The sequence below is a fragment of the Micromonospora orduensis genome (genome assembly GCF_006228125.1).
Taxonomy (GTDB): domain Bacteria; phylum Actinomycetota; class Actinomycetes; order Mycobacteriales; family Micromonosporaceae; genus Micromonospora; species Micromonospora orduensis.
The window spans coordinates 1-26,836 of sequence record NZ_VDFY01000070.1; the positions used below are offsets into that span (position 1 = coordinate 1).

Annotated in this window: 26 protein-coding genes, 1 pseudogene and 1 riboswitch; of the genes and pseudogenes, 15 read left to right on the plus strand and 12 right to left on the minus strand. The window is 73.3% G+C overall.

What is annotated here, in order from left to right; all coding sequences use genetic code 11:
• From FHG89_RS02020 to FHG89_RS02030, 3 genes are all read left to right on the plus strand, one after another.
• A partial coding sequence (locus tag FHG89_RS02020) for a hypothetical protein (protein WP_139582300.1) occupies nt 1-382 on the plus strand: 382 nt, incomplete at its 5' end.
• Between the two features lie 87 nt (nt 383-469).
• On the plus strand, nt 470-2,566 hold the full coding sequence (locus FHG89_RS02025) for an APC family permease (RefSeq protein WP_139582301.1): 2,097 nt from the start codon (nt 470-472) through the stop codon (nt 2,564-2,566).
• A gap of 175 nt (nt 2,567-2,741) precedes the next feature.
• Nucleotides 2,742-4,244 (plus strand): right-handed parallel beta-helix repeat-containing protein, encoded by a 1,503-nt coding sequence (locus tag FHG89_RS02030; protein ID WP_139582302.1) that lies wholly within the window; start codon nt 2,742-2,744, stop codon nt 4,242-4,244.
• A 119-nt stretch (nt 4,245-4,363) separates the two neighbouring features.
• Here the strand turns inward: FHG89_RS02030 and FHG89_RS02035 are convergent, their stop codons facing one another.
• Entirely contained in the window at nt 4,364-5,323 is a 960-nt protein-coding gene (locus tag FHG89_RS02035) for a TIGR03557 family F420-dependent LLM class oxidoreductase (RefSeq protein WP_139582304.1), read from the minus strand.
• Between the two features lie 206 nt (nt 5,324-5,529).
• The gene (locus FHG89_RS02040) at nt 5,530-5,736 is read right to left on the minus strand and encodes a hypothetical protein (RefSeq protein ID WP_007460667.1); all 207 of its coding nucleotides are present in this window, start codon (nt 5,734-5,736) and stop codon (nt 5,530-5,532) included.
• 250 nt (nt 5,737-5,986) lie between these two features.
• Here FHG89_RS02040 and FHG89_RS02045 point away from each other — a divergent pair, with 250 nt between their 5' ends.
• Nucleotides 5,987-6,814: a hypothetical protein gene (locus tag FHG89_RS02045; protein WP_139582305.1), complete on the plus strand. Its 828-nt coding sequence runs from the start codon at nt 5,987-5,989 to the stop codon at nt 6,812-6,814.
• 25 nt (nt 6,815-6,839) lie between these two features.
• Here FHG89_RS02045 and FHG89_RS02050 read toward each other — a convergent pair whose 3' ends face one another.
• The 5 genes from FHG89_RS02050 to FHG89_RS02070 form a co-directional block, all read right to left on the minus strand.
• Nucleotides 6,840-8,045, minus strand: coding sequence for a low temperature requirement protein A (locus tag FHG89_RS02050; protein ID WP_139582307.1), 1,206 nt, complete (start codon nt 8,043-8,045; stop codon nt 6,840-6,842).
• A 192-nt stretch (nt 8,046-8,237) separates the two neighbouring features.
• A complete protein-coding gene (locus FHG89_RS34250; protein WP_341874237.1) occupies nt 8,238-9,233 on the minus strand; it encodes a hypothetical protein in 996 nt (331 codons plus the stop codon).
• A gap of 243 nt (nt 9,234-9,476) precedes the next feature.
• Nucleotides 9,477-10,823 (minus strand): FAD-dependent oxidoreductase, encoded by a 1,347-nt coding sequence (locus FHG89_RS02060; protein ID WP_139582310.1) that lies wholly within the window; start codon nt 10,821-10,823, stop codon nt 9,477-9,479.
• 1 nt (nt 10,824) lies between these two features.
• Nucleotides 10,825-11,172 (minus strand): TcmI family type II polyketide cyclase, encoded by a 348-nt coding sequence (locus tag FHG89_RS02065; RefSeq protein ID WP_139582312.1) that lies wholly within the window; start codon nt 11,170-11,172, stop codon nt 10,825-10,827.
• A gap of 93 nt (nt 11,173-11,265) precedes the next feature.
• Nucleotides 11,266-12,066 carry an AfsR/SARP family transcriptional regulator gene (locus tag FHG89_RS02070; protein ID WP_139582313.1) on the minus strand — a complete coding sequence of 267 codons (801 nt, stop codon included), beginning with the start codon at nt 12,064-12,066 and terminating at the stop codon, nt 11,266-11,268.
• Between the two features lie 434 nt (nt 12,067-12,500).
• Here FHG89_RS02070 and FHG89_RS02075 point away from each other — a divergent pair, with 434 nt between their 5' ends.
• The 9 genes from FHG89_RS02075 to FHG89_RS02115 all read left to right on the plus strand — a co-directional run bounded on the left by FHG89_RS02075 (nt 12,501) and on the right by FHG89_RS02115 (nt 20,585).
• Entirely contained in the window at nt 12,501-12,839 is a 339-nt protein-coding gene (locus tag FHG89_RS02075) for a TcmI family type II polyketide cyclase (RefSeq protein ID WP_139582314.1), read from the plus strand.
• On the plus strand, nt 12,836-14,548 hold the full coding sequence (locus FHG89_RS02080) for an acetyl-CoA carboxylase carboxyltransferase subunit alpha (protein ID WP_139582315.1): 1,713 nt from the start codon (nt 12,836-12,838) through the stop codon (nt 14,546-14,548). Before FHG89_RS02075 ends, FHG89_RS02080 begins: the two co-directional genes overlap by 4 nt.
• Before the next feature lie 101 nt (nt 14,549-14,649).
• On the plus strand, nt 14,650-15,114 hold the full coding sequence (gene accB / locus FHG89_RS02085; RefSeq protein ID WP_244295102.1) for an acetyl-CoA carboxylase biotin carboxyl carrier protein: 465 nt from the start codon (nt 14,650-14,652) through the stop codon (nt 15,112-15,114).
• An 18-nt stretch (nt 15,115-15,132) separates the two neighbouring features.
• On the plus strand, nt 15,133-16,575 hold the full coding sequence (locus FHG89_RS02090) for an acetyl-CoA carboxylase biotin carboxylase subunit (protein ID WP_139582318.1): 1,443 nt from the start codon (nt 15,133-15,135) through the stop codon (nt 16,573-16,575).
• Complete coding sequence (locus tag FHG89_RS02095; RefSeq protein WP_139582320.1) at nt 16,572-17,327, plus strand: SRPBCC family protein; 756 nt, start codon at nt 16,572-16,574, stop codon at nt 17,325-17,327. The genes FHG89_RS02090 and FHG89_RS02095 overlap by 4 nt, the downstream gene beginning before the upstream one ends.
• Complete coding sequence (locus FHG89_RS02100) at nt 17,320-17,724, plus strand: cupin domain-containing protein (RefSeq protein WP_139582322.1); 405 nt, start codon at nt 17,320-17,322, stop codon at nt 17,722-17,724. Before FHG89_RS02095 ends, FHG89_RS02100 begins: the two co-directional genes overlap by 8 nt.
• Nucleotides 17,721-18,995: a beta-ketoacyl-[acyl-carrier-protein] synthase family protein gene (locus FHG89_RS02105; RefSeq protein WP_139582323.1), complete on the plus strand. Its 1,275-nt coding sequence runs from the start codon at nt 17,721-17,723 to the stop codon at nt 18,993-18,995. The genes FHG89_RS02100 and FHG89_RS02105 overlap by 4 nt, the downstream gene beginning before the upstream one ends.
• A 22-nt stretch (nt 18,996-19,017) precedes the next feature.
• Nucleotides 19,018-20,265, plus strand: coding sequence for a beta-ketoacyl synthase N-terminal-like domain-containing protein (locus FHG89_RS02110; protein ID WP_139582325.1), 1,248 nt, complete (start codon nt 19,018-19,020; stop codon nt 20,263-20,265).
• Nucleotides 20,262-20,585: an antibiotic biosynthesis monooxygenase family protein gene (locus FHG89_RS02115; protein WP_139582326.1), complete on the plus strand. Its 324-nt coding sequence runs from the start codon at nt 20,262-20,264 to the stop codon at nt 20,583-20,585. Before FHG89_RS02110 ends, FHG89_RS02115 begins: the two co-directional genes overlap by 4 nt.
• A 6-nt stretch (nt 20,586-20,591) precedes the next feature.
• Here the strand turns inward: FHG89_RS02115 and FHG89_RS02120 are convergent, their stop codons facing one another.
• Nucleotides 20,592-21,530 (minus strand): sialidase family protein, encoded by a 939-nt coding sequence (locus FHG89_RS02120; RefSeq protein ID WP_139582327.1) that lies wholly within the window; start codon nt 21,528-21,530, stop codon nt 20,592-20,594.
• 147 nt (nt 21,531-21,677) lie between these two features.
• Nucleotides 21,678-22,577 carry an aminoglycoside phosphotransferase family protein gene (locus FHG89_RS02125; protein ID WP_139582328.1) on the minus strand — a complete coding sequence of 300 codons (900 nt, stop codon included), beginning with the start codon at nt 22,575-22,577 and terminating at the stop codon, nt 21,678-21,680.
• Nucleotides 22,578-22,726: 149 nt separating this feature from the next.
• Here FHG89_RS02125 and FHG89_RS02130 point away from each other — a divergent pair.
• A pseudogene (locus FHG89_RS02130) lies at nt 22,727-23,832 on the plus strand (alpha-hydroxy acid oxidase).
• A 90-nt stretch (nt 23,833-23,922) separates the two neighbouring features.
• The gene (locus FHG89_RS02135; RefSeq protein WP_007460594.1) at nt 23,923-24,183 is read left to right on the plus strand and encodes a hypothetical protein; all 261 of its coding nucleotides are present in this window, start codon (nt 23,923-23,925) and stop codon (nt 24,181-24,183) included.
• A gap of 141 nt (nt 24,184-24,324) precedes the next feature.
• On the opposite strand, the gene FHG89_RS02140 is transcribed toward FHG89_RS02135, so the two are convergent.
• The 3 genes from FHG89_RS02140 to FHG89_RS02150 all read right to left on the minus strand — a co-directional run.
• Nucleotides 24,325-25,761 carry a glycine hydroxymethyltransferase gene (locus FHG89_RS02140; protein ID WP_139582329.1) on the minus strand — a complete coding sequence of 479 codons (1,437 nt, stop codon included), beginning with the start codon at nt 25,759-25,761 and terminating at the stop codon, nt 24,325-24,327.
• A gap of 19 nt (nt 25,762-25,780) precedes the next feature.
• Nucleotides 25,781-25,870: riboswitch (ZMP/ZTP riboswitch) on the minus strand.
• A 159-nt stretch (nt 25,871-26,029) separates the two neighbouring features.
• A complete protein-coding gene (locus FHG89_RS02145; protein WP_139582331.1) occupies nt 26,030-26,530 on the minus strand; it encodes a hemerythrin domain-containing protein in 501 nt (166 codons plus the stop codon).
• Between the two features lie 78 nt (nt 26,531-26,608).
• The coding region (locus FHG89_RS02150) for an NAD(P)H-hydrate dehydratase (RefSeq protein WP_280116046.1) at nt 26,609-26,836 on the minus strand (228 nt) is incomplete at its 5' end.

A 26,836-nucleotide genomic window follows, 5' to 3' on the forward strand; every position in this document is an offset into this window, starting at 1 on the left:
GTTCCCGTTCCGCTTCGACCCGGTCTTCCGTCCGCTGTTGGCGGTGCTGGGCGTCCGCCCGTCGACGGCCTGGGTCGTCGTCACCGGCCGGGAGCTGCTCATCAGGTACGGCCCCTGGCGGCTGCGCACCGACCGGGCCAACGTGACCGGGGTCGAGGTGAGCGGGCCCTACCGCTGGTGGCGGGCGATCGGCCCGCACGTGTCGATGGTCGACCGGGGTGTGAGCTTCGGCAGCAGCACGGCCGGCGGGGCCTGCCTGCGCTTCGGCGTACCGGTGCCGGCGCTGGCGCCCGCCGGGTGGCTCCGCCACCCGGCGGCCACGGTGACGATCACCGATCCGCCCGCCCTCGCCCGGCTGCTCGCCGGCCCGGACCCGTCCTGAGCTGGTCGTCCGCCTGGCCGGTTCGGCCGGTCGGGCCCAGGGCTACCGCCTACCGTCGGATCAGAACCTGCGAGGGTGGGACGGGCGATGTCTGACGAACACCGGGCGAGACCACGACGCTGGAACGGACGCCGCCACGCGCCGACCGGACCGGACCCGGCGCTGCGGGCGGCCCGCGACCCGGCCCGCCCGCACCGGGGTGGTCGACCGGGTGTCGTCGTGCCCGATCGGGTGGCCACCCCGGCCCGTTCCGCGCCCCCGGCCAGCCCGCTGCGCCGTTGGCTCTTCCAGCACCGGGTGCAGCCGCCCGGCCCGGAGGCGGAGGAGGGGCAGAACCGCAGGCACCCCTGGTGGCAGGTCATGTGCCTGACCGGCGTGGACTACTTCTCCACCCTGTCGTACCTGCCGGGCATCGCGGCGGTCGCGGCCGGGGCGCTGTCCCCGCTGGCGACCCTGTTGATCGTCGCGCTCACCCTGTTCGGCATGCTGCCGATGTACCGGCGGGTGGCCCAGGAGAGCCCGCACGGGCAGGGATCGGTGGCGATGCTGGAGCGGCTGCTGCCGTTCTGGCGGGGCAAGATCTTCGTGCTCGTCCTGCTCGGGTTCGTCGCCACCTCCTGGATCATCACGATCACCCTCTCCTCGGCCGACGCCACCGTGCACCTGCTGGAGAACCCGTACCTGCCCGACGCCCTGCACGGTTCCGCCGTCCCGGTCGTGGTCACCGTGGCGCTGCTGCTCGTCCTGGGCGGGGTGTTCCTGCTCGGCTTCCGCGAGGCGGTGGTGGTGGCCATCCCGCTGGTCGCCGTCTTCCTGCTGCTGAACGCGGTGATCGTGGTGGACGCGCTGGCCCGGATCGTGGCCGACCCGCGGATCGTGTCGGACTGGACCGCCGCGCTGACCACCGGCGGCGCGGGGCCGGGCCACGTGGTGCTCACCGCCGTGCTGGCGTTCCCGCTGCTGGTGCTGGGGCTGTCCGGGTTCGAGACCGGCGTCAGCATGATGCCCCTGGTGTCGGCCGACGGGCCGGACAAGAGGGCCCGGCTGGCGGCCCGGATCCGCAACACCCGCCGACTGCTCACCACCGCCGCGCTGATCATGTCGGTGTACCTGATCTCGACCACGTTCGTGACCACGGCGCTCATCCCGCCCGAGGAGTTCCGACCGGGCGGTGCGGCGAACGGCCGCGCGTTGGCCTTCCTGGCGCACGCGCACCTGGGCGAGGCGTTCGGCACCGTGTACGACCTGAGCAGTGTGCTCATCCTCTGGTTCGCCGGCGCCTCGGCGATGGCCGGACTGATCAACATCGTGCCGCGCTACCTGCCGTCGTACGGGATGGCGCCGGAGTGGGCCCGTGCGGTGCGCCCGGTGGTGATCGTCTACACCCTGGTCAGCGTCGCCATCACGATCGCCTTCCGGGCCGACGTCAACGCCCAGGCCGGGGCGTACGCGACCGGAATCCTGGCGATGATGGTCTCCGGCGCGGTGGCGGTGACCATCTCCTCGGCCCGCCACGGCCAACGTGCCTCCGCGATCGGCTTCACGGTGCTGACTTTGGTGCTGCTGTACGCGCTGCTGGAGAACGTCATCGAGCAACCGGACGGCATCACGATCTCGGCGCTGTTCATCCTCGGCATCATCGCGGTCTCGCTGGTGTCCCGGGTCACCCGGACCACCGAGCTGCGTGCCGAGCGCATCGAGTTCGACGAGCCGGCCCGCCGGTTCATCGCCGATTCGTTGGCACACGACGGGCAGCTGCACCTGATCGCGAACAAGCGGCAGAGCGGCTCGGTGAAGGAGTACACCGTCAAGGAGCGGGCGCAGCGGGGGATGAACCCGGTGCCCGGCGCGGCCGACGTGCTGTTCCTGGAGATCGACGTGGTCGACCCGTCGGAGTTCAGCCAGGTGCTGCGGGTGCACGGGGTCGAGGTGGGCGGTTTCCGGGTGCTGCGGGCGAGCAGCCCGGCGGTGCCCAACGCGATCGCGGCGATCCTGCTGGCCCTGCGCGACGCCACCGGGGTCCGGCCGCACGCGCACTTCGAGTGGTCCGAGGGGAGCCCCATCGCTCACCTGCTGCGCTACCTCATCCTCGGCCGGGGGGACACCCCGCCCGTGGTGCGGGAGATCCTGCGTCGTACCGAGCCGGACCCGCTGCGCCGGCCCGGCATCCACGTCGGCGGGTGAACGGCGGACGTCCCGTCTGGTGCGTTAAAGATGAATGACAGCACTATTCACGTTCGCACCCTGCTGTCCGTATTGCGGACCTATCGTGGCCTTTGGTGGTCGACGGCACGTCGAGCCCCCCGCGCCCGGATCGGCGCGCGCTCACGTCACGCAGGCAGGAAGGCAGGCACCTTTGATGTCCACGTACCGAAGAGGGGACCGCGCGGCCCGACCCAGACGGCGGCCCCGATGGGTCTTAGCCGGCGGTCTCCTGGCCGGGAGTCTGGTCGTGGGGGCGGCCGGCGTGGCCGGCGTCGCCGCCGCAGCCGACCGCGACCTGTCCCTCCCGGGGCTGGGCCGGCTCAGCGCCACGGCCCGGGACGACGACGGCCGGGGTGGGCCGCAGCGCGACGGCGACGACGCCGAGCCCGGCCGCCCGCAGACCCCGGGGACCGGCAAGCGGGGCGTGGTGTCGGTGCCCTGCGACTCGGCGAAGCTGATCGCGGCGCTGGTCGCGGCCAACGCCGAGGGCGGCGCGGAGCTGCGGCTCGCCCCCAAGTGCCGTTACGTCCTCACCGAGGCGTTCCACGAGACCGACCAGTACGACGGTGGGATCCGCGACGCGCGGGAGGCGGCCGACGCCGCGGAGACCCCCGGTGACGCCGACGCGCCGCCGCACAACCCGGCCGACGACACCGCCGGCCTGCCGGTGATCTACCAGCCCATCGTCATCGACGGCGCGGGAGCCACAATCGCCCGCGACGCCCAGGCCGCCGCGTTCCGCTTCTTCACCGTCCGCGACGGCGGTGAGCTGACCCTTCGCGACATGGAACTGCACAACGGCCGCTCGGCCATCGAGGGCGGCAGCGTGCACGTGGTGCACGGCGCGACAGCGGTGGTGGAGCGGGTCACCGTCACCCAGAGCACGTCGCTGTCCCCGGAGGGCGGCGGCGGCGGGATCTTCAACGACGGCAACATGGTGGTCACCGACTCCACGTTCGTCGGTAACAGCGCCTCCGGCGCCGCGGGCAAGGGCGGGGGCCTGCTCAACGGTGGCGTGCTGACGCTGAAGCGTTCCGAGTTCCACCACAACAGCGCCAACGCGTACGGCGGTGGGCTCGGCAACTACCGGGGCGCGGCCGACGTGGAGAGCACCAGCTTCCGGCAGAACAGCGCGGTCCAGGGTGGCGGGCTGGCCAGCTTCTCGGCGCGTACCAAGGTGTCCGACACCGAACTGCTGAACAACACCGCCCAGGTCGGCGGCGGCGCCGCGAACTCCGACGCCGTGCTGGTCATGCGCACCATGACCATCCGCGGCAACACCTCCACGGTCAACGGCGGCGGCATCTCGACGGTGAAGGGCCTGACCCCACTCGACGACAGCGTGGTCGAGGGCAACACGACCCACGGCGTCGGCGGCGGCATCTACGCCGAGAAGGCGAACCTGCTGGTACGTGGCAGCGACGTGACCGGCAACGAGGCGGTCGGCGCGACCTCCAGGGGCGGCGGCATCTACGCCTCGGCGGGCTCGGTGGCGCTCTACACCAGCAAGGTCACCCGGAACGCGGCCACGGTGAAGCCCGGTGGCATCTTCGCCGAGCACGCCCAGGCCAAGATCGACGACGAGAGTGTGGTCGTCGAGAACGAGCCGACCAACTGCGAGGGCGGCGCGGTGCCGATCGCGCACTGCTTCCGCTGAGCCTCGACCCCGCGCCTCTCATCCCGAGGGCATCCATCCTGACCCGCCCGCCCGGACGACCCGTCCGGGCGGGCGGGCGTCGCGCACGGCCACCGGTCCGCACCCCGATCCGAGCGGTCTCAGCCTGTCGGGCGCAGCCGGCCGGACAGGTCGTTCGCGAAGAAGTCCAGGAAGCCGTCCGGGTCGGGCCCGGCGTTCTGCAGCACGATGTGGTCGAAGCCGGCCTCGACGTACGACCGGACCTTGGCCAGGTGCGCCTGCGGGTCGGGGCCGACGGCGAAGAGCTCGCGGATGTGCGTCTCCTCCACGTGCGCGCTGGCCGCCTCGAAGTTGACCGGGTTGGGCAGCTCGCTCATCACCTTCCAGCCGGTGACCATCCATCGGCTGGTACCCAGGACGGCCTGCACCGCCTGCCGCTCGTCGGTGGCCCAGGCCAGCGGCACCTCGGCGTAACGCGGACCCGAGCCGCCGGCCCGGTGGTAGTGCTCGACGATGGACGACTCCGGCTCGGTGGCGAAGATCCCGTCGCCGAGTTGGGCGGCGAGCCGGGCCGACTCCTCGCCGCTGGCCGCCACCGCGATCACCGGCGGGGTGTCCGGCAGGTCGAAGACGCGGGCGTCCTCCAGGTGCAGATGCCGGCCCTGGTACGACTGATAGCCGCCCTGCCAGAGCAGTCGGATGATCTCCAGAGCCTCGCGCAGCCGCTCGTGTCGGCCCCGCACGCTGGGGAAGCCCTGGCCGACCACGTGCTCGTTGAGTCGTTCGCCGGCGCCCACCCCGAGGGTGAACCGCCCGTCGGAGATCAGCGCCATGGTCGCCGCGGCCTGCGCGATGATCGCCGGGTGGTAGCGCACGGTTGGGCAGGTGACGCCGGTGGCGAGGCGCAGGTTGCTGGTCCTGGCCGCGATCGCGCCGAGCACGCTCCAGGTGAACGACGAGTGGCCCTGCGCGTCCAGCCAGGGGTGGAAGTGGTCGCTCATCTCGACGAAGTCGAAACCGGCCTGCTCGGCGAGGACGGCCTGTCGGATGATCTCCTGTGGGCCGAATCCCTCCGAGGCGAGCTTGTAGCCGATCTGCATGACGTGCCCCCGATTCCGTCCGCCGGCTGACCCCGGGTCGGTTCCCGACCGCGCCCGGGGCAAACACCGACGACCCCTAAAACCCAGCCTCCTAGGACGGCGTACGGGTGGTGCGGTCCGCCGCACGAGCGCGCGCCACCCGGTGGGGAGCCCGGACAGCAGACGACCCGCGCCCCGGACGGGACGCGGGTCGGACGAGGCGTGTCCTACTTGGACGGCTCCGGCAGCTTGCAGTCGACCTTGGGGTTGGCGCCGATGTAGTTCAACGGCCCGGCCACGATCGTGACCAGGATGGTGCCGGCCTCGGCGCAGTTGGTGTCGTCGCCGCTGTAGTAGCCGCGCTGGCCGCCGGCGATGGCGCCGATCACCAGCCAGATCACGACGATGACTCCGAGTATCGAGGTGCCGCGCATCGCTGCCTCCTGAGGAATGTGGTGGAGAACTGAGGTGCAGGCGTTGTACCCAATCCGTACGAGCGGCCAAACGGTTGCCCGACCGGCGCGTGCATCGGCCGTCCGGTCGGCGCCGGCCGCCGTCGGTACCGCCCGCGGATCGGCCGCCCGCACCGGGTAGCGCGGGCCGGCTATCGGATCGACGACCGATCCGGCCGGCGCACGGGTCGCCGGACGTAGAACTGCCTCACGGCCCCGCCGAGGAGGACTCATGGACGCCCCGACACCGCCCCTGTACATCGACCGCCCCGAGGACGTCGCGGTCGCGGCTCGCGCGCTCGCCGGCGGCGCGGTCGTCGCGGCGGCGTTCGCCAACTTCTACGCCATCGTCACCCGCCCGGACGCGGCTACCGTGGCCCGGGTCAACCTCGCCAAGGGGCGGCCGATCCAGCAGGTCGGCAGCATCACCACGGCGATCGGTCGGATCCCGGGGATGTTCGACTGGTCGCGCATCTCGCCCCGGCTGCCGGCCGGTCGGGTGCGCGCGCTGATGGACGCGCTGTACGGCACCGGTCCGTTCGGCTTCCGGGGACCGGCCGCCGACCGGCTGCCGGAGCACCTCACCCAGGTCGACCGGGGCCTGCGCACCACCCAGGTGATCGCCCCCGGGCTGACCTGCCCGTCCAACGTGTTCTTCGAGCGGGCGCTCGCCGAGACGGGCACCGACCACCTCTACATCACCTCCGCGAACCGGTCCCGGCGCCTCACCGGCGCGGCCGAGGAGCCGGCGCACTGGAAGGCGTGCGCCCTCGCCGCCGACTTCGCGCACCTCGACGACCTGGTGGTGCTCGCCCACCGGGACGAGGCCGCCGCCCGCGCCGCCTACCCGAGCTACCTCACCACCTCGGTCACGCTGCTCTCCTTCCACGCGCCCGACGGTGAGCTGGAGGAGCCTCCCGTGCTCACCGTGGACCGGCACGGCTCGCTGCACCTGGACGACGTCCGCCGCGCCGCCGCGCCACTCGGCCTCCAGGTGCGCCTGGGCGGCGCCGCCGACCAGCGGTTGCGGGTCCGGGGGTACGCGGGAGCGCTGGTGTAGCACGGCTGGTGCACGACGACCGGTGTCAGTGCGGGGGAGCGGGCATCTCCGGCGGCTTGCCCTTGCTGCGGCGGAAATCCGCGTAGGCGACACCGGCGAGCACCAGCATCGCGCCGAGCGCCGCGTACATCGGCGCCAGGAACAGCACGCCGGGCGCGATGCACAGCAGGGCCAGCACGCCGCCGGGCCGGGACAGGGACACCCGGCTGAACACCTCGTACTCGAAGGAGGCCCGCCCGGTCAGGAACAGGGCCGGGCCGCCGAGGATGACCGCCAGCCAGGCCGGTGGCGTCCGACCGGTCGGCTCGTGCAGCACCAGGTGGAACCCGGAGGCGGTGACCACCACGCCGGCGATCATCAACAGATGGGTGTACGGCGCGCTGAACAGGAACTTGCTCGGTGACCGTGCCGCCTGGATGGCCTGCGGCAGCAGTTGGCCGGACTTGTGCACGTAGATCCGCCAGAGCAGCAGCGTGGTCAGGAACGCCACCGCGAACGCCCCGATGTTCTCCGCCTCGGTGTGCTCCAAGCTGAACATGGTCCCGATGGTCAGGATGGCGTCACCGAGGGCGATGATGAAGAACTGCTGGTAGCGCTCGGAGAGGTGCTCTGCTGTGACGTTGCGCTGCTGCTCCGGCACCACCCCGAGCCCCGGCACCGGGTACGCGAGCCGGAAACCGAGGTAGTCGATGGCGAGCGCGCCGGCCCACCACGCTATCCGGCCGTCCCCGCTGACGTACGCGCCGATGATCCAGGGGATCGCTGACACGGCGAACCAGACGAAGATCCGCGCGGCCCGCCGCTGGGTCTGTCGTTCGTGGCGCACGATGGGCATCAGGAACAGCCCACGACCGAGGTGGATCGCCACGTAGGTGGCGGCGAACACCAGCCCCCGGGCGCCGAACGCCTCGGGGATCGCGGTCGTCATCAGCAGCGCGCCGAACATCACCGCGGTGATGAGCAGCTTGATCTCGTCGCGTTCCGGGTTGTACATGTCGGTGACCAGGGTGGTGATCGCCCAGGTCCACCAGACGGCGGACAGCAGGATCAGCGCCTGCGCGGCCCGGTGCCAGTCGAGCTGGTCGACCATGCCCCGGGAGATGAGCGCGAGGGCGACCACGTACACCAGGTCGAAGAAGAGTTCGAGGAGCGTCACCCGGCGCGGGTTCTCCGGGTCGCGCACCGGCGGTCGGGACCTCGGGGGTCCGGGCTCCGGGGCGGCGAGGTGCACGGGTCGCTCCTGGTACCGGTCGACGCGGCGGGCCGACCAGCCCGCCCTCGACCGACGGTAGCGAGCGGTCCTCGGCACCGCCCCCGGTTCGTGCGCATTCTCCCCGACCGGGAGCGTCGAACGGTCCGCCGGAACGGGCGAGTCCCCGGTCGACAGTCGTGTGTGACGGCCGACCGGGGACTCGGCGGGAGGTCAGCCCTGACTGCCGTCCGGCAGCACGGCGACGATCTCGTCCCCGGCGCCGGCCAGGACGCGGGCCTGCTGTGGCCAGCTGGCCAGCCCGGGCGCGGCGCGCAGGCCGGCGGCCCGGATCAGGTCGCGCAGCGCAGGCTCGTCCAGCTCACCGAGCTGGCGGTACGTGCGCACTCCGGCGGCCTGGAGCGCCGCCGCCATCTTCGGTCCGATGCCCTGGATCCGGCGGAAGTCGTCGGCTGGGCCGGACAGGTCGGCCTGCGCGGCGCTGGGCACGGTCTCGGAGAGCGGGCGTACCGGTGGCGTGGCCGTGGCGGCCGGTCGTACCGGCGGCGTGGCCCGCGCCGGCTCAGGGTCGGCGTCCGTCGTCTCGCTGGCCACCGGGGTGGGCGTCGGGTCGACGGGCGTGACCGAGGCAGGGTCGGCCTCGTCCGTGCCGGCTTCGCGCGGCGCGGCGTCCGGCTCGGCCGCCGGGACGTCGGCCTGCGGGGCGTCGGCCGGGGTGGCGTCGGCGGGCGTGGTGTCGGTGGACGCGGTGTCGTCCGCCGGCGGGCGCGGAGCGACGACGGTCGCCGGCGCGGGTTGCTCCTCGACCGTCACCGGCTCGGGGGCGGGCTCCGTGGCCGGCTCACCCGCGTCGGACCGGTCGGCGGTGGGCACGGACGGCGGGGCCTCGGTCAGCGCCATGTCGGCCGGGTCGACGGCGCCCGGGGCGTCCACCGGAGCGTCCGCCGGGGCGGGGGGCTCCGACACGGTCACCGCGGCTGGCGCGCTGATCGTGTCCACCGGGGTGGGCTCGTCGGCGACCGCGGTCGGCGTCGGGTCGATGGTCGCCGCCGGGCGGGCGGCGTCGGTGGTGGCCGGTGGCGTCGGCGTGGCGATGTCGGCCAGTCCAGCCACCGGATCACCGTCCACGATCGACGGACCGGGCCCGCTGTCCCGCCGGCCGCGCAGCAACCACCCGCCCGCCAGGCCGATCAACAGTGCCAATACCACTATCAGAGAGTGTCCGATAGACCACGCCACGGCGAACCTCCCTCTCACGTCGTCGGAAAAGTCACGAGAAAAACTCGCCGCAGCTTCGCACATGCGTCAGGACGACGACAGAGAGGACCGGCCGGTGCCCGCGCGGGCGCGACGGCCGGCGCGCGGGGTGCCCGACACGTGACGCACTGTCGCGCCGGACACGAGGAGACCCGGGCCCGCGCGGGGTGCGGGCCCGGGTCGGTGGCGATCGGGTCAGGCCTCGTCGCCCTCGTAGGTGTGGAAGTCGTCGACGAACCGGCGGCGCAGCCGTGGCACCCGACTGGTCACTCCGAAGTAGCCGCGTGCGCCGAGCAGCGCGAGCCGACCCACCACCGGCCGGTACATCCGATCCTCGCCACTGGTGCCGCTGCGGTTCAGTGACTCGGTGACCCGCGCGAAGCCGTACGGCACCATCGCCGCCTCGTAGTCGGCGACCGCCTGCACCAGGGTCTTGTCGCCGGCGGCGGCCTGGACGAGCTGCCGGCAGAGCAGACGCGCGTCGCGCAGCGCGGTGTTCGCGCCCACCCCGCGCCCCGGCGTCATGGTGTGGATGGCGTCGCCGAGCAGGGTGACGGTGCTGCTCTTCCATGGCGGCACCGGCTCGGACGTGGTCACCTTGATCGGCAGGGCGCTGTCCGGGTCGCTCAGCGTCAACAGCTCCCGCAGGTGCGGATGCCAGTTCCCGGTGAGGTCCAGGGCGACGCGTTTGAGATCCTCGCCGCGCCGGCGCATGACGTCGGCCGGGAACCGGCGGGCGGCACTCCAGATGATCAGGTTGATGTTGTCCGTGGTGGTGTCGTGGGCCAGGCCGGGCCAGTCCCGCAGCAGCGCGGCGTCGGCGTCGCTGACCCCCGGCTTGATCGCCCGGTCGGCGTCCCACCTGAACTCCATCACGTGCAGCACACCCATCGTCCCGCCAGCTCCGAAGATCAGCGAGATGCCCTGGCGGACCCGCTCCGGTACGAGGTCACGGGTGTGCGCGGTCAGCGGGACCCGGGTGGCGATGTTGATGGTGCCCGCGTCGCGGGTCACGGCGTGCGGCAGGTACTGGTGGCGCACGGCGGAGTGGGTGCCGTCCGCCGCCACCAGCAGGTTGCCGGTGGCGCTGGTGCCGTCGGCGAAGTGGGCGGTGAGCGTCCCGTCGTCACGCTGCTCGTACCGGATGAAGGTCTTGTCGAAGTGCACCACGTCGGTCAGGCCGGTCAGCAGGACCTGACGCAGCACCATCCGGGCCACCGAGTGTTCGGTGTGCTCCGGGGCGGCGTCCGGTCGCAGCTCGAACGAGGCGGTCTGGCGCAACCCCTGCGTGACCACGTTGAAGTAGCGCGGCGGCCTGGCGCAGGTGGCCAGGAAGGTGGCGAACAACTCCGGCGGGAGGCATTCGCGCAGCGCACGGCTGCCGGTCGGGCCGATGCCCACCCGGTAGCCGAGCAGCCCCTCCGCGCGGTGCCGGTGTCGTTCGTAGACGGCGACGCTGATCCCGGCGCGCCGCAGCCCGTGCGCCAGGCACAGGCCGCCGGTGCCGGCGCCGATGATCAGGACGTGCGGCGCGCCGGACATGTCAGCCCGCCGGGTGCGCCGCGGGCGCGTCGGCGGCGTCCCACCGGTAGAAGCAGCCGGCGATGGCGTCGCGGGGGGAGCGCCAGGTCGGCAGGTACGGCGAGGTGTGCGCCGAGAGCCGTTCGTTCACCTGCTGAAAGAGCGGGTGGTTGCGGGCGGCCGCGAGCGCGTCCGGGTCGACGTCGGAGGTCTCCATCAGGTGGACGTACAGGTCGTGCAGGCAGTACAGGGACCGGTGCGTGACGCCGGTCAGGCCGGGGAGTTCGGTGGCGTCGGATTCGGCGAAGATCTGCGCGACCCGCCCCTCCGCGCCCGGGATGATCCGGCTGACGATCAATATACGACTCATGGGACCCCTTCCGCCGGTGGCTCACCCGGTCCACGGGACCGGCGACCACGTGCTCTGTGCGCCCACCGTGCCGCAGCGCCTGTCACATCGCCGTCACGTGCGCCGGCCGGCCGGTGACGGACGGTCGGCGGGCCCGGCCGGCTCCCGGGTGGCTCGGCGGATCGGGGCGAGGGTGTCGTCGAGCAGGGCGCTCATCGCCGGGCTGGGCTCCAGGCGCAGCTCCCGGCGCAGCAGGTCGCGGTACACGTAGAAGGCGTGCACGGCCTCGAAGGCGTTGCCCTCGGCGAAATGGATGCGCACGACCAGCCGGTGCGGGGTCTCGCGCAACGGCTCGGCGGCCATCGCCTCCAGGGCGGCCTCCAACGCCTCGCCGTGCCGGCCCGCGGTGAGGTGCTGCCCGGCCACCTCCTCCAACATGTGCAGGCGTAGCTGGCGCAGCCGCTCCCGGTCCAGCAGCACCCAGTCGTCGTACCAGCCGGGCAGCAGATCGTGCCGGCCCGCGGCGAGGGCCCGGAGGGTGCACGGATCGTCGCCGTCGCGGACCCGGGCCGCCGTTCCGACCAGCTCGTCCACGTCGAGCCGGACGGCCGGACCGAGGCGTACGGTGTCGCCGGCCACGGCCATCGGGCAGCACGGGTCCTGCCGCAGCCGCCACAGGGCGGTGCGCAGCGACGACAGGGCGCGCTCCTCGGAGACATCGGGCCACAGGAGGCCGGCGAGTTGGCTGCGGGTGGCGCCGGGGCGCAACCCGATCAGCGCGATCACCCGTTGCAGCCCGCGTGGCACCACGACGGGCACACTGTCGCGGAGCAGCCGGAAACCGCCGAGCAGGTGCAGCGAGACGCCGCACTCGGGCGGATCTCCGGCGGTCGGCACGGACGGATCAGCGGCCACGGCGGCACCCCCTGCGGAACGCTCGTCCCGACTGTCTGCTGTGTCCCGGATCGGCTGCCCGTGACGCCACTGTCGACCGCACTGACGGGATGCGACCACGGCTGCCCGGGCGCGGCCCCGCCCGCCGGGGCCGCCGGGCTGACCACGGTGAAGATTATCAATAGCGGTCACGGTGAGTCAACGGCCCGTGGACCTTCTATCGGCCGCCGCAACCATGAGATCGGTTCTGAACTGGTCAAACAATCTTTCGATCTCTTCTGTGCACGCATAGCTGATACACAGGTTGCGTCAACGCAGCGTCACCAAAGAGCGTCCCCAGTCGGCCCGGCGCGGTGACGCCGTGGTGACGAGGACTCCCGCATCGTGTCGGCAGTCGTCCAGCGCGTCCGGGGCCACCCGCCGCCGGCCCGGACGCCGTGGAGGGAGGCCCAACCATGGACCGATCGCTGATCGTCGCGAAGGTCGTTCCGACAGCCGAGGAGCGGGTCGCCGAGATCTTCGCCGAGTCGGACGCGACGGAGCTGCCGCGCCTGGTCGGCGTCCGGCACCGCTCGCTGTACCGGCTGCACGACCTCTACGTGCATCTGCTCGAAACCGACCAGCCGGCGCAGGGGGCCGTGGAGGGCGCCCGTGACCACCCCGAGTTCATCCGGGTCAGTGACCGGCTGCGCCCGTACGTCTCGCCGTACCTGCCGACGTGGCGCTCGCCGCGCGACGCGATGGCGCGGTGCTTCTACCGGTTCGACGCCGCCGACGCCGGGCGGCGGTCGTGACCGCCACCGTGCCGCGCGAGGAGCGGCTCTGGTCGCGCTGCGCCGGCTGCTCCAGCCTGCTCTACCGCAAGCGGTTGCGGCGCAACCTCGACGTCTGCCCGGAGTGCGGCGCACACGCCCGGCTCGGCGCCCCGGAACGCCTGCGCCAGCTCGTCGACCCGGGTTCGCTGCGCCCGCTGCCCGACCGGCTGCCCGAGGCCGACCCGATCGACTTCGTCGACGTGCTTCCGTACCCGCACCGGCTCACCGCCGCGCGCGCCAGCACCGGGCTGTCCGAGGCGGTGGTCTGCGGCACCGCCACCATCGGCGGGCACCCGGCCGTACTCGCGGTGATGGACTTCCGCTTCCTCGGCGGCAGCCTCGGCTGCGCCGTGGGGGAGCTGATCACCCAGGCCGCCGAACGGGCCCTGGACGACGGCGTCCCGCTCATCCTGGTCACCGCCTCCGGCGGGGCGCGGATGCAGGAGGGCGCCCTGTCGTTGATGCAGATGGCCACCGTCAGCCAGGCGATCGCCGCCCTGCGCGAGGCGGGCCTGCTCACCGTCAGCGTGCTCACCGACCCGACCTACGGCGGGGTGGCGGCGTCGTTCGCCACCAACACCGACCTCGTGCTCGCCGAGAGCGGCGCCCGGATGGGCTTCGCCGGCCCCCGGGTGATCCGACAGATCACCGGCCGGGCGCTGCCGGCGGGTTTCCAGACCGCCGACTTCCTGCTGCGCCACGGCCAGGTCGACATGGTGGTGCAGCGCCGGTCCCTGCGGGGACGCCTCATGGCGCTGCTCGCCGCGACCGCCTCCGGTCGCCCGCCCCGCTCGGCCGTACCCCGGCAGGAGTCGGCGCCGCGCCGCGAGTGTCTCGCCGACGGCCCCGTCGCCGAGCCGGCGCCGGCCGACCGCGACGCGTGGGACACCGTGCGGGTCGCCCGCCACACCGGCCGACCGACCACACTGGACTATCTCGACTCGGTCTTCGACGGGTTCGTGGAACTGCACGGCGATCGGCTCGGCGCGGACTGCCCGGCCGTCGTCGGAGGCGTGGCCCGGCTGGACGGGCGGCACGTGATGGTGATCGGCCACCAGAAGGGGCACACCACCGCCGAACTCGTCGCGCGCAACTTCGGCATGGCCAGCCCGGCCGGGCACCGCAAGGCGCTGCGGCTGATGCGCCTCGCCGCCCGGCTCGGCCTGCCGGTGATCACCCTCGTCGACACCCCCGGCGCCGACCCGGGGGTGGGCGCCGAGGAACAGGGCCAGGCGGCGGCCATCGCGGAGAACATCCTCACCCTCACCGTGCTGCCCACCCCGGTCCTCGCGGTCATCACCGGCGAGGGTGGCAGTGGCGGCGCGTTGGCCCTCGCGGTCGCCGACCGGGTGCTGATGCTGGAGCACGCCGTCTACTCGGTGATCAGCCCGGAGGGCTGCGCGGCCATCCTCTGGCCGGACCGGTCCGCGGCGCCGCAGGCCGCCCGCGCGCTGCGACTGACCGCCCCCGACCTGTGCCGGCTCGGCGTGATCGACGAGGTCGTGCCCGAGCCGACCACGGCCGCGCACGACGACCCGGCGGAGACGGCGCGCCGGCTGCGCGCCGCCCTGCTGGCGAACCTGCTGCCCCTGCTGGACGTGCCGACCGCGACGCTGGTCCGCCGCCGTCGGCAACGCTTCCGCCGGTTCGGCGCGGCGCGCGTCACCTTCCGGGCGGGTGCCCGGTGACCGCCGCCAGCGACCAGGCGGTGTCGAGCAACGGGAACGGCGGGACGCGGCCTGACGCGCCGGACGGACACCGGCCCGACGAGACGGCCGGCGGCGAGGAGGTGCTGGCCGGGCTGCGCCGGCAGGCACGGCATCTCGTCGCCGAGCTGACCGGGCCGGTGCGCCGGATCCGGTTGCGCAGCGGTTCGACGGTGCTGGAGGTGGAGTGGCACCCGGGCGAGGCGACGCGCGCCGACGTACCCACGGAGCTGCCGCCGGTCCCGGTGCCGTCGGTCACGCCGGCGCCCGGCCCGCCGCCGGCGCTGATCCGGCCGTCGGTGCCCGAAAGCGCGGCGGTGCGGGCACCGATCGTCGGCACCTTCTACCGGTCCCCGGAGCCCGGCGCGGCGCCGTTCGTGGCGGTCGGCGACCTGGTCCGGCCGGGTCAACCGATCGCCATCGTCGAGGCCATGAAGCTGATGAACGAGGTCACCGCCGACCGCGCCGGCAGGGTGACCGCGATCCTCGTCGAGGACGGCCAGCCGGTCGAGTACGACCAGCCGCTGGTCGAACTGGAACCGGCCTGACGGCGCGGGTGGGTGACCATGTTCGAGACCGTGCTGATCGCGAACCGGGGCGAGATCGCGCTGCGGGTGCTGCGGGCCTGCAAGGAGCTCGGCGTCCGCACGGCGGTCGTCTACTCCGCCGCCGACGCCGACTCGCCGGCCGTCCGGCTCGCCGACCAGGCAGTCCGGATCGGGCCGGCGTCGAGCCGACGCAGCTACCTCAACGCCGCCGCCATCGTCGAGGCGGCCCGGCAGGTGGGCGCGCAGGCCGTACACCCCGGCTACGGGTTCCTCTCCGAGGACGCCGACTTCGCCGAGATCTGCGCCGACAACGGGCTGATCTTCATCGGCCCTCCACCGGCGGTGATGGCGGCGCTTGCCGACAAGTCCTCGGCCCGGGCCCTGATGAGCCGCGCCGGCCTGCCACTGCCGGCGGGAAGCGTCGCGCCGGTGCCGACCGTCGCGGCGGCGGCCGAGGTGGCCGACACCGTCGGCTACCCGGTGATCGTGAAGGCCGCCGCCGGCGGCGGCGGCCGGGGAATGGCTGTCGTGCGCACCCCCGCCGAACTACCCCGGGTGTACGCCCGCACCCGCGCCGCGGCGCAGGCCGCGTTCGGCGACGACCGGGTGTACGTCGAGCGGTACCTCACCGAGGCGCGGCACGTCGAGGTGCAGGTGCTGTGCGACTCGCACGGCAACGGCGTGCACCTGGGCACCCGGGACTGCTCGGTGCAGCGCCGGCACCAGAAGCTGGTCGAGGAGGCGCCCGCTCCGGCGCTGCCCGCCGGCGTCCTGGACGCCATCGCGGAGACCGCGCTGCGCGGCGCGCTCCAGGTCGGCTTCGTCGGCGCGGGCACGCTGGAGTTCCTGGTCGACGCCGAGGAGCGGTTCCACTTCCTGGAGATCAACTGTCGAATCCAGGTGGAGCACCCGGTCACCGAGATGGTCACCGGCATCGACCTGGTGCACGAGCAGCTGCACATCGCCGCCGGGTTGCCGCTGCGCTGGCGGCAGGAGGAGATCCGGCTTCACGGCGTCGCCGTGGAGTGCCGCGTCAACACCGAGGACCCGGCGCGCGGATTCGCGCCCACCCCGGGCCGGTTGGAGCGGTTCACCCCGCCCGGCGGCCCGTTCACCCGGGTCGACACCCACGCCAGCGCGGGCTACGTGATCGGCCCCTGGTACGACTCGCTGCTCGCCAAGGTCGTCGTGTGGGCGCCCCACCGGGAGTTGGCGCTCAACCGGCTCGAACGCGCCCTGGAGGAGTTCGACATCGCCGGGCCGGGCGTGCGCACCACCATTCCGTTCGTACGGCGGGTGCTCGACGACGCCGCGTTCCGCAAGGGCCGCTACACCACCGGCCTGGTCGACCGTCTGCTCGCCGCGCCCGCACCGGCGCCCGCGCAGCGTCCGACGGGCACCCCCGCACCCCGCCCCGCGCCCGCCGCGGAGCCCGACGAATCCAACAGGAGGAACCGATGACCGTCACCGATGGTCGCCCGATGACAGCCGAGATCACCGACATCCTGGTGGCGCACTGCGGGCTCGACGCCGACGCCGCGGCCCGGGCGCCAGCCGCCTCGCTGGAGGAGCTGGGCATGGACTCGCTGGCCCTGCTGGAGCTGTCCGCTGTCGTCGCCGACCGGTGGCAGGTGGCCATCGGAGAGCAGGCCGGCCAGCTGAGCATCCCGGCGGTCGCCGACCTGGTCGCCCGCCGCGTCGACCCGCCCGGGCACACCGAGAACGACGTGCTCATCGACGCGCCGCTGCCGGTGGTCTGGGAGGTCACCAACGACGTGGCGAACTGGACCGAGCTGTTCACCGAGTACGCCGTGGTGGACATCCTGCACCGCGAGGGGCACACCGTGCGGTTCCGGCTCACCATGTACCCCGACGAGAACGGGGTGTCCTGGAGCTGGGTCAGTGAACGCACCGCCGACCCGGTGAGCCACCAGGTCCGCGCGCACCGGGTCGAGACCGGGCCGTTCGAGTACATGCGGATCCACTGGCGGTACTCCGAGGAGGCCGGCGGCACCCGGATGACCTGGACGCAGGACTTCGCCATGAAGCCGAACGCGCCCGTCGACAACGTCGGCATGACCGAGCGGATCAACACCAACAGCGTCATCCAGCTCGCGGTGATCAAGGACCGGGTGGAGCGGATCGCCCGCCAGCGCGCCGAGCAGGACCGCCCGGCGGCCGGCGACGAGTCGACGGAGGCCGGCGATGAGTGACCTCGGGGCGCGGCCGATCGCCGCGGCGGACGTACCCGCCGACCGTCGGCGCGGCGGTGAGCTGCGGGTGCTGCTCGGCCCCCGCACCGTCGGCAGCACCTCCGGCTTCCTCGGGGTGGCCACGCTCGCTCCGGGGGAGCGGATCGCCGAGCACTACCACCCGTACAGCGAGGAGTTCCTGTACCTGGCCCGTGGTGCGATCACCGTCGACCTGGATGACCAGCCGACCCTGCTGGCCGCCGGCGAGGCGCTGTTCGTGCCGGTCAACGTGCGGCACCGACTGCGCAACACCGGCGTCGAACCGGCCGAGGTGGTCTTCCACCTGGGTCCGCTGGCGCCCCGCCCGGAGCTGGGGCACGTCGACACCGAGCTTGTCGAACAGCGGGGCGGATCATGACCGGGCGCCGCACGGTGGTGACCGGCGTCGGGGTGGTCGCCCCCGGCGGCGCCAGCCGGGACCGCTTCTGGAAGACCATCACCGAGGGGCGTACGGCCACCCGGCGGATCAGCTTCTTCGACCCGTCGCCGTTCCGCTCCCAGATCGCCGCCGAGTGCGACTTCGACCCGGTCGCCGCCGGGCTCACCGACGCCGAGCGGCGCCGCGCCGACCGGTACGTGCAGTTCGCCCTGGCCTGCTCGGCCGAGGCCGTCGCCGACGCTCAACTGGTGCTCACCGACGCCGAGCGGGACCGGGCCGGGGTGGTGCTCGGCACGGCCGTGGGGGGCACGATGGCCCTGGAACAGGAGTACGTCACCGTCAGCGACCACGGTAGACGGTGGCTGGTCGACGCGGCGCGCGGAGGCCCGTACCTGTACCAGGCGTTGGTGCCCAGCAGCCTCGCCGCGGACGTGGCCTGCCGGCACGGGCTGCACGGCCCGGCGCAGGTCGTCTCCACCGGCTGCACCTCGGGCATCGACGCCATCGGTTATGCCCACCAGATGATCGTGGACGGTGAGGCGGACGTGGTGCTGGCCGGGGCGGCCGACTCGCCGATCTCACCGGTCACCGTCGCCTCGTTCGACGCGATCAAGGCGACCAGCCCGGACAACGACGACCCGGCGCACGCCTCCCGCCCGTTCGACGCCGACCGGCACGGGTTCGTGCTGGCCGAGGGCGCGGCCGTGCTGGTGCTGGAGGAGGCCGGGCGCGCACGGCGGCGCGGCGCGCACGTCTACTGCGAGGTCGCCGGTTACGCCAGCCGCAGCAACGGCTACCACATGACCGGGCTGCGCCCGGACGGGCTGGAGATGGGCCTCGCCGTCTCCGACGCGCTGCGGCAGGGCCGAATCGCACCCGAGCAGGTCTCCTACATCAGCGCGCACGGCTCGGGCACCCGGCAGAACGACAGGCACGAGACCGCCGCGTTCAAACGGGCGCTGGGCCAGGCCGCGTACCGGGTGCCGATCAGTTCGATCAAGTCCATGGTGGGGCACTCGCTCGGCGCGATCGGGTCGATCGAGATGGCCGCCTGCGCCCTCGCCATCGAGTTCGGGGTGGTGCCGCCGACGGCGAACTGGAGTACCCGGGACCCGGAGTGCGACCTGGACTACGTACCGAACGAGGCGCGGGAGGTCCCGGTGAACGTGGCGCTGTCGGTGGGCAGCGGATTCGGTGGGTTCCAGTCGGCGATGGTGTTCCGCCGGCGACCCCCGGCGGTGGCGGCGTGACCGGCGGCCCGGCGGTGGCCGGGTGACGGCCCGGGCGGTGGTGACCGGCATCGGCGTGGTCGCCCCGAGTGGCGTCGGCGCTGACGCGCACTGGCGCACCGTGCTGGCCGGCGCCCGTCGCACCGGCCCGATCACCCTGTTCGATCCGGCCGGCTACCCGACCCGCCACGGCGGGCAGGTGCCCGACTTCACGGCCGACTCCCACGCCGACAGCCGCCAGCTGGTGCAGACCGACAGGTGGACGCACCTGGGCTTCGCCGCCACCCGACTCGCGCTGGCCGACGCCGGCCTGCCCGAACGGGCACCCGACCCGTACGGCTACGCGGTGACCCTGGCCAGCTCGTCCGGGGGCAACCTGTTCGGCCAGCGGGAGCTGCAACGGCTCTGGGGCGGCCCGTCGCGCACCGTCGGGGCGTACCAGTCGATCGCCTGGTTCTACGCCGCCAGCGTGGGGCAGCTCTCCATCCACCACCAGTTCAAGGGCCCGAGCGGGGTGCTGGTCGCGGAGACCGCCGGCGGGCTGGACAGCCTGGCGCACGCCGCCCGCGCGGTACGCCGGGGCACGCCCGTGGTGATCGCCGGAGCCACCGAGTGTCCGCTGAGCCCGTACGCGCTGGCCTGCCAGCTGCGCTCCGGGCTGCTCAGCGACGTCGACGACCCGCAGCGGGCGTACCGGCCGTTCGACGCCTCGGCCAGCGGCTACCTGCCGGCCGAGGGCGGCGCGGTGTTCGTGGTGGAGGAGCTGGGGCACGCGTTGGCGCGGGGCGCCCGGATCTACGGCGAGGTGAGCGGCTGGGGCTCCACCCACGACGCCGCGCACACCACGGCGGACAGCGCCGGTGACGTGGGGCAGTACGCACGGGCGATGCGGCTGGCGCTGGACCGGGCCGACGTCGCGGCAGCGGGGATCGACGTGGTGCTGCCCGATGCCCTGGGTGTGCCCCGCTACGACCGCAGCGAGGCCGAGTCGCTGCGTGCCGTGTTCGCCGACCGGCCGCCCCCGGTGACGACCCAGAAGCCGCTGACCGGGCGGGCGCACCAGGGCGGGTCGGCGCTGGACGTGGCCACCGCGCTGCTCGCCTTCGCGCACGACACGCTGCCCGCGTCCGCCGGCCCGGACGAGGTGGCCGACGGGTGCGAGCTGGACTTCCTGCGCGAGCACCGGCGGCCGCGCAGTCGGCTCGCGCTGGTCTGCGCGCGCGGATTCGACGGGTTCAACAGCGCGCTGGTCCTGCGCGGGGCAGCGCCGACGAGGAGAGAGACACCATGACCGAACAGCGGGCCCGGGTGGTCTTCCTGGTACGGGTGCCGGTGCCGCGCACCGAGCAGTTCCTCGCCGCGTACGAGGAGGTGCGGCACCTGGTCGCCGACGGTGTGCCGGGGCACCTGGTCGACCAGGTGTGTCGCTCGTCGACCGATCCGGAGCAGTGGCTGATCACCAGTGAGTGGGAGAGCCTCGCGGACTTCGAGAGCTGGGAACGCAGCCCGGAGCACCGGGACCTGGTGCGCCCGATGCGGGAGTGCTTCACCGACGCCCGCTCGCTGCGCTTTCACATCCACGCCCAGACGCCGGCGCTCGCGCCAGGCTGACCACGCTCAACCGGCGAGGCCGACCTCGGCCAGGTACACGCAGGTCCGTCCCTCGTGGGACGAGTAGTAGCTGACCCACAGCAGGTCGTCGTGCCAGACCAGGCCGGGGTAGCTGGTGTCGCCGCCGGAGGGCAGCGCGACCAGCTCGGTCAGCTCGCCCCGGCCCCTGTCGACGGCGCAGACCGCGGTGCGTACCTCGCCGTCGAGCAGGCGTACCCCGGCCAGCAGCCGCCCGTCGGGCAGCCGCAGCAGGGTCGGCCCGCCCACCTGGACACCCAGGTCGGTCCAGCTCCACCGCCGGTACGGGGGCAGCGCGTGGCCGAGTTGGGCGGTGGCGTCGTCCCCGTCGCGGCGCAGCAGGCAGAGGGCCGTGCCGTCCGGGTCGAAGACCAACCCGGACTCGTTGGGGTAGCCGCCCTCGAACAGGGTCGGCACCCACGGTTGCAGGTCGATGCCGTCGGTGCTGCGGTAGAGCCGGGCGAACCGTGGTCCACGGGTGGCGTAGCCGACGCCGTACAGCGCTCCGTCGTGCCAGGCGGCCCGCCACACCCAGACGCCCGGCTCGCCGACCGGCGTCGGCTCGCCCCAGTCGTGGCCGTCGGCGCAGAGCCAGGTGAGCGTCTGGAACGTCTTGGTGCTCTGCCCGACGGCCGCCGCCGCGAACAGTTGCAGCCGCCCGTCGGGCCGCCGCACGAAACGGGGATCCCGCAGGTCGACGTCGGCCTGGCGGATGACCGCGGCGGACGTCCAGGAGCGCCCGTCGGCGGAGGTCAGCACCCGGATCACCCCGTCGTCGGAGAGGTGTGTTCCCGCCTCCCGGAAGGCGCAGAACCAGCGTCCGGCGTGCCGCACCAGGTCGGTGAACGCGCTGTGTGGCGCGCTGTCGCCGATCCGGTGGACGGCGGTCACCTCGGCGGTGAGGCGGCGGGTGGGTGACGACGTCATGCGCGGCGGCCTCCAGGTGCGGTGACGACGGCCGACGCTAGACACCCCCGCCGACGCTGGCGCGGCCGCCAGACGAACGCGCGACGAACTCCCGGGGCGGGGCCGTCCGCGCCGGTGCACGGGGCCAGGCCCATCGGGGGTACGGCCTCAGCCGGCCACGGCGTGCTCGGCGAGGAGTTCGTCGAGCACATGCCGGGCCTCGGCGGCCCGGGCCGGTGCCGGGTCGTCCAGGGTGATCAGCGCCTTCCACAGCGCCCACCCGCGCCCGCGAGCCCAGGTGGCCGCGTCGAGGCCCAGCGCGTCGCGGAAGGCGGCCCGGCTGGCGCCGTACAGCAGCGTCCAGGCGATCACCGTGTCGCAGGCGGGGTCGCCGACGCCGCAGCAGCCGAAGTCGATGACGGCGGCCAACCTGCCGTCGCGCACCAGCAGGTTGCCGTACGCGACGTCGCCGTGGAACCACACCGGCGGCCCGGCCCAGGCGGCGTCGAGGGCGGCCTGCCACAGGCCGGTGACCACGTCGACGGGCACCCGGTCGCGGTGCGCCTCGATCGCGGCCCGGGTCTCGGCGTCGTACGTGGACAGCGGGCCGCCCCGCCAGGCGCTGTGCGGGCCGGCGACCGGCCCGTCGGTGACGTCCAGGCGGCGCAGGGCACGCAGGAAGGCGGCGAGGTCGGTGGCGAACCGGGTCAGGTCGTCGATCCGCTCGCCCCGGGCGGTGTGCCCCTCGATCCACCGGCACACCGACCAGGCGTACGGGTAGCCGGCGCCGGGCCGGCCGTATGCCAGTGGGGTCGGCACCTGCAGCGGCAGCCGTGGCCCGAGATACGGCAACCAGCGCTGCTCCTTGGCGACCTGCGCCGCGTACCCCGCGCCGCTGGGCAGCCGCACGGTCATCTCGTCGCCCAGGTGGAAGGTGCGGTTGTCCCACCCGCCGGCCGCCACCGGGCGTACCGGCAGGTGTGCCCAGTGCGGGAACTGCTCGGCCACCAGGCGGCGGACCAGCGCCGCGTCGATCCGGTCGGCGTCGGTGGGGGCGGATGCGCTCATCCGGTCGAGCCTGCGGGCGTCACCGGCGGTCCGCAACCGATTTGCGTCCTTGATTGACGCCCGTCAGCGGTGACGGCTAGGTTTCTGGACCATCATCCCGGCGGGCGCGGACGGCGGACGGCCCGCAAGTGGCGCGCGGTGGAGGTTCCATGTCGACCCCGAGGCGGGCGCTGACCGGCCTTCCGGCCGTGTCGCTCGGCGACTACGCCGATCGGGCCGGTGCGGTGTTGCCGCCGGACGTGTGGGACTACGTCGACGGCGGCAGCGCGGCCGAGGTGACGCTGACCGCGAACCGTCGCGCCCTGGACGGGGTCTCGGTGCTGCCCCGCGTGCTGCGCGGCGTGGACAGCGTCGACCTGGGCACCCGACTGCTCGGCCGCCGGTACGCCATGCCGGTCGGGGTGGCGCCGATGGCGTACCAGCGGCTGGTGCACCCGGACGGGGAGGTGGGCCTGGCGGCGGCGGCCGGCGCGGCCGGGGTGCCGTACGTGGCGAGCACGCTGGGCAGCACCCCCGTCGAAGAGGTGACCGGGGTCGGCGCGGACGTCTGGTTCCAGCTCTACTGGCTGCGCGAGCGGGCTCTCGTCCGTGACCTGCTGGACCGGGTCGTCGCGGCCGGGTGCCGGGCACTGGTGGTCACCGTGGACGTACCGGTGCTCGGCCGGCGTCCCCGGGATCTGCGCAACGGGTTCCGGCTGCCGTCGTCGCCGCGAACCTGCCCGGCGGCCGGGACGCCCTGGCGCACGCCGGCGCTCCCGGCGGCGTCGTGCCCGCGGCCACGCCCACCGACGTGTCGTTCGCGCCGGCGCTGCGCTGGACGGACCTGGCCTGGCTGCGCGAGCAGGTCGACCTGCCGCTCGTGGTCAAGGGGGTGCTGGACCCGCGCGACGCGGTCGAGGCGGTGCGGGTCGGCGCGGACGCGGTGGTCGTCTCCAACCACGGCGGCCGGCAACTCGACGGCGCGCCAGCGAGCGTCACCATGCTGCCGGAGGTCGTCGACGCGGTCGGCGACCGCTGCCAGGTGCTGCTGGACAGCGGTATCCGCGGCGGGACGGACGTGCTGCGGGCGCTGGCGTTGGGCGCGGCCGGCGTGCTGGTCGGTCGGCCGCTGCTCTGGGCGTTGGCCGCCGGTGGTCAGCCCGCCGCCCGGGACGCGCTGGCGCTGCTCGCCGCCGAGCTGGCCGACGCGCTCACCCTGGCCGGCTGCGCCGACCCGGCGGCGGCGGCCGAGCTGCGGACCGTCCGCACGGGGTGAGCGGCGACCCCCTCGTGGGTTGACACACCGCGTTCACCGGATGGCAATGCGCGACGGGCCGCGTTCCGCCGTCCTGGTTGGACGGTCATAATGGGCCGCATGGTTGCCTGGGAGTACGCCTTGCTCGTCCGTCGCTATCAGGGACAGGGCCGCAATTTCACCGTCTCGTTCGTCTGGTACGGCCCGGACGGGTCGCGCAAGGACATCACCGCCTACGGCGACACCGCCATCGCGCACCTGAACCGGGCGGGCCGGGAGGGTTGGGAGCTGGTCTCCGCCGCCGAGGACGTGAACAACGTCCAGGGCAGCACCGAGGTCCACCGCTACCACCTCAAGCGTCCCCTGAACTGACTGCCCGCCGCCCGCCGGGGCGGTCAACAGTTGAGCGGTATACCTCAGCGTCATGAATATGACTCTGAGGTATACCGCTCGTCGCGGTGACTGTCACCGACAGCCCGGCCCGGGTGCCGTCGGACCGGTTGGCGACGACCGTCAGGCCAGGTCGATGCCCGGGTAGAGCGGGTGGGGGGCCAGCAGGTCGGTGGCCTGGCGGGCGATCTTGTCAGCCAGGTCGGCATCGAGCGTGTACTTGGCCTTGGACGGGGTGCCGTCGGCGTTGGCGCCGGCCGTGGTCTGGGTGAGCACGGTGTGGATCAGCTCGGCGGTCTGGTCCATCTCGGCGGTGCCCAGGCCCCGGGTGGTCAGCGCCGGCGTGCCGATCCGGATGCCGGACGTGTACCAGGCGCCGTTCGGGTCCTGCGGGACCGAGTTGCGGTTGGTGACGATGCCGGAGTCGAGCAGCGCCTGCTCGGCCTGCCGGCCGGTGAGCCCGTAGCCGGACACGTCGATCAGCACCAGGTGGTTGTCGGTGCCGCCGGTGACAAGCGTCGCGCCCCGGCGCAGCAGCCCATCGGCGAGGGCCTGCGCGTTGTCCACGATCCGCTGGGCGTAGTCGGCGAAGTCGGGGCGGCGGGCCTCGGCCAGGGCGACCGCCTTGGCGGCCATCACGTGCGGCAGCGGGCCACCGAGCACCATCGGGCAGCCCCGGTCCACCTGGTCGGCCAGCTCCGGCTGGCAGAGCACCATGCCGCCGCGCGGGCCGCGCAGCGACTTGTGGGTGGTGGTGGTGACGATGTGCGCGTGCGGCACCGGGTCGAAGTCGCCGGTGAAGACCTTGCCGGCCACCAGGCCGGCGAAGTGCGCCATGTCGACCATGAAGGTGGCGCCGACCGAGTCGGCGATCTCCCGCAGGATCCGGAAGTTCACCTTCCGGGGGTACGCCGAGTACCCGCCGACGAGGATCAGCGGCTTGAACTCGCGGGCCGCCTCGGCGACCCGGTCGTAGTCGATCAGGCCGGTCGCCGGGTCGGTGCCGTAGCTGCGCTGGTCGAACATCTTGCCGGAGATGTTCGGGCGGAAGCCGTGGGTGAGGTGACCGCCGGCATCCAGCGACATGCCGAGCATCCGCTGGTTGCCCAGCTCCCGGCGCAGCGCGAACCAGTCCGCCTCGGTGAGGTCGTTGACCTGGCGCACCTGCGCCTTCTTCAGCGCGGGGGACTCCACCCGATCGGCGAGCACCGCCCAGAAGGCCACCAGGTTGGCGTCGATGCCCGAGTGCGGCTGCACGTACGCGTGCGCGGCGCCGAACAGCTCGCGGGCGTGCTCGGCGGCGAGCGCCTCAACGGTGTCGACGTTCTGGCAGCCGGCGTAGAAGCGACGCCCGACGGTGCCCTCGGCGTACTTGTCACTGAACCAGTTGCCCATCGCGAGCAGCGTCGCCGGGGAGGCGTAGTTCTCGCTGGCGATGAGCTTGAGCGACTCCCGCTGGTCGGTCAGCTCGACGCCGATGGCGTCGGCCACCCGCGGTTCGACGGCCCGGATCACCTCGAGGGCGCTGCGGAATGCGGTGGACTCGGCGTTGTGCGACATGCGACCTCCAACAGACGTGCGGGAAGGCCCAGGCGCTCGGCAAACGTCCTCGTGACGGGGCCGCTCCCCGATGGTTGTCCATCCCCACGCGCCAGTAACGGCCCGAGCCGATCCTACCGGGCCGGTCGGGGCGCCCCCGGCCGACCTCCGGACACCCGGGTGGGCTCGGGGAGAAGGACGACCCGGCCGAGGTCGCCGCGCAGGGCTTAGCGGTGGCACACGACGAGGGCCCGGCAGCACGCCGGGCCCTTCGTCGTACGAGGGTCGTTCAGGCGGTCACCGCGTCGATCGCCTTCTTGATCGCCTTGGGGGCGGTGGGGGTACGCGGCGCGTCCGCGCGCAGCGCGATCATCTTCTCGCCGATCTCCTGGAGCTGCTTGCGGCCCAGCGCGTCGCGGACCTTGGGGAACCACTCCTCCTCTTCCTCCTCGACGTGGTGCGTCACGTTCTCGATCAGCACTGTCGTCTTGGCGTTGAAGTGCTCGTCGTCGGCACTCATGCTGGCCAGTTCGGCGCAGAGCACGTCGGCGACGTGGTGTTCCTCGTACGACTCGAGGATGTCGTCCTCCAGGTCGGGCAGCAGCCGGCGGACCTCCGGGTACATCACCTCGTTCTCCAGGTAGGTGTGCACCGTCAGGGCTTCCAGGATCTGGTCCACCAGCTTCTGCCGCTGGTTCGCCGGCCCCTCCTCGGCGTCCTGGAAGGCCCTGAACAGACGGCGCATTTCCTTGTGGTCCTCTTTGAGCAGGACGATGGCATCGGTCGACACCGGCATGACCTCCCTGAAAATCTTGGCTGGTGTGGTTCCGGTACCCCGACGCCGCATCCGGAAACAGGTGAAACCGGCTCAGACCATGGCCAGGGTGCGGGGGATCTCGTCGAGCAACTCCCGAGCCAGAAAGCCGATCCGGCCATAGCGGGGGATCAGCCGCTGGCCGCTCACCGAGTGCGCGAACGAGCCCCAACAGGCGGCCTGGGCCGGGTCGGCGCCCCGGGACAGCAGCCCCGCCAACAACCCGGCGAGCACGTCCCCGCTGCCGGAGGTGCCCAGCCCGGCGTCGCCGCTCTCCTCCCG

Coding starts and splice junctions, on each gene's coding strand:
- FHG89_RS02095 (WP_139582320.1), top strand. CDS start 16,572: ATGACCGTCACCGATGGTCGCCCGATGACAGCCGAGATCACCGACATC.
- FHG89_RS02140 (WP_139582329.1), bottom strand. CDS start 25,761: ATGTCGCACAACGCCGAGTCCACCGCATTCCGCAGCGCCCTCGAGGTG.
- FHG89_RS02035 (WP_139582304.1), bottom strand. CDS start 5,323: ATGCAGATCGGCTACAAGCTCGCCTCGGAGGGATTCGGCCCACAGGAG.
- FHG89_RS02065 (WP_139582312.1), bottom strand. CDS start 11,172: ATGAGTCGTATATTGATCGTCAGCCGGATCATCCCGGGCGCGGAGGGG.
- FHG89_RS02040 (WP_007460667.1), bottom strand. CDS start 5,736: ATGCGCGGCACCTCGATACTCGGAGTCATCGTCGTGATCTGGCTGGTG.
- FHG89_RS02060 (WP_139582310.1), bottom strand. CDS start 10,823: ATGTCCGGCGCGCCGCACGTCCTGATCATCGGCGCCGGCACCGGCGGC.
- FHG89_RS02075 (WP_139582314.1), top strand. CDS start 12,501: ATGGACCGATCGCTGATCGTCGCGAAGGTCGTTCCGACAGCCGAGGAG.
- FHG89_RS02045 (WP_139582305.1), top strand. CDS start 5,987: ATGGACGCCCCGACACCGCCCCTGTACATCGACCGCCCCGAGGACGTC.
- FHG89_RS02100 (WP_139582322.1), top strand. CDS start 17,320: ATGAGTGACCTCGGGGCGCGGCCGATCGCCGCGGCGGACGTACCCGCC.
- FHG89_RS02030 (WP_139582302.1), top strand. CDS start 2,742: ATGTCCACGTACCGAAGAGGGGACCGCGCGGCCCGACCCAGACGGCGG.
- FHG89_RS02105 (WP_139582323.1), top strand. CDS start 17,721: ATGACCGGGCGCCGCACGGTGGTGACCGGCGTCGGGGTGGTCGCCCCC.
- FHG89_RS02090 (WP_139582318.1), top strand. CDS start 15,133: ATGTTCGAGACCGTGCTGATCGCGAACCGGGGCGAGATCGCGCTGCGG.
- FHG89_RS02025 (WP_139582301.1), top strand. CDS start 470: ATGTCTGACGAACACCGGGCGAGACCACGACGCTGGAACGGACGCCGC.
- FHG89_RS02125 (WP_139582328.1), bottom strand. CDS start 22,577: ATGAGCGCATCCGCCCCCACCGACGCCGACCGGATCGACGCGGCGCTG.
- FHG89_RS02115 (WP_139582326.1), top strand. CDS start 20,262: ATGACCGAACAGCGGGCCCGGGTGGTCTTCCTGGTACGGGTGCCGGTG.
- FHG89_RS02135 (WP_007460594.1), top strand. CDS start 23,923: ATGGGCCGCATGGTTGCCTGGGAGTACGCCTTGCTCGTCCGTCGCTAT.
- FHG89_RS02120 (WP_139582327.1), bottom strand. CDS start 21,530: ATGACGTCGTCACCCACCCGCCGCCTCACCGCCGAGGTGACCGCCGTC.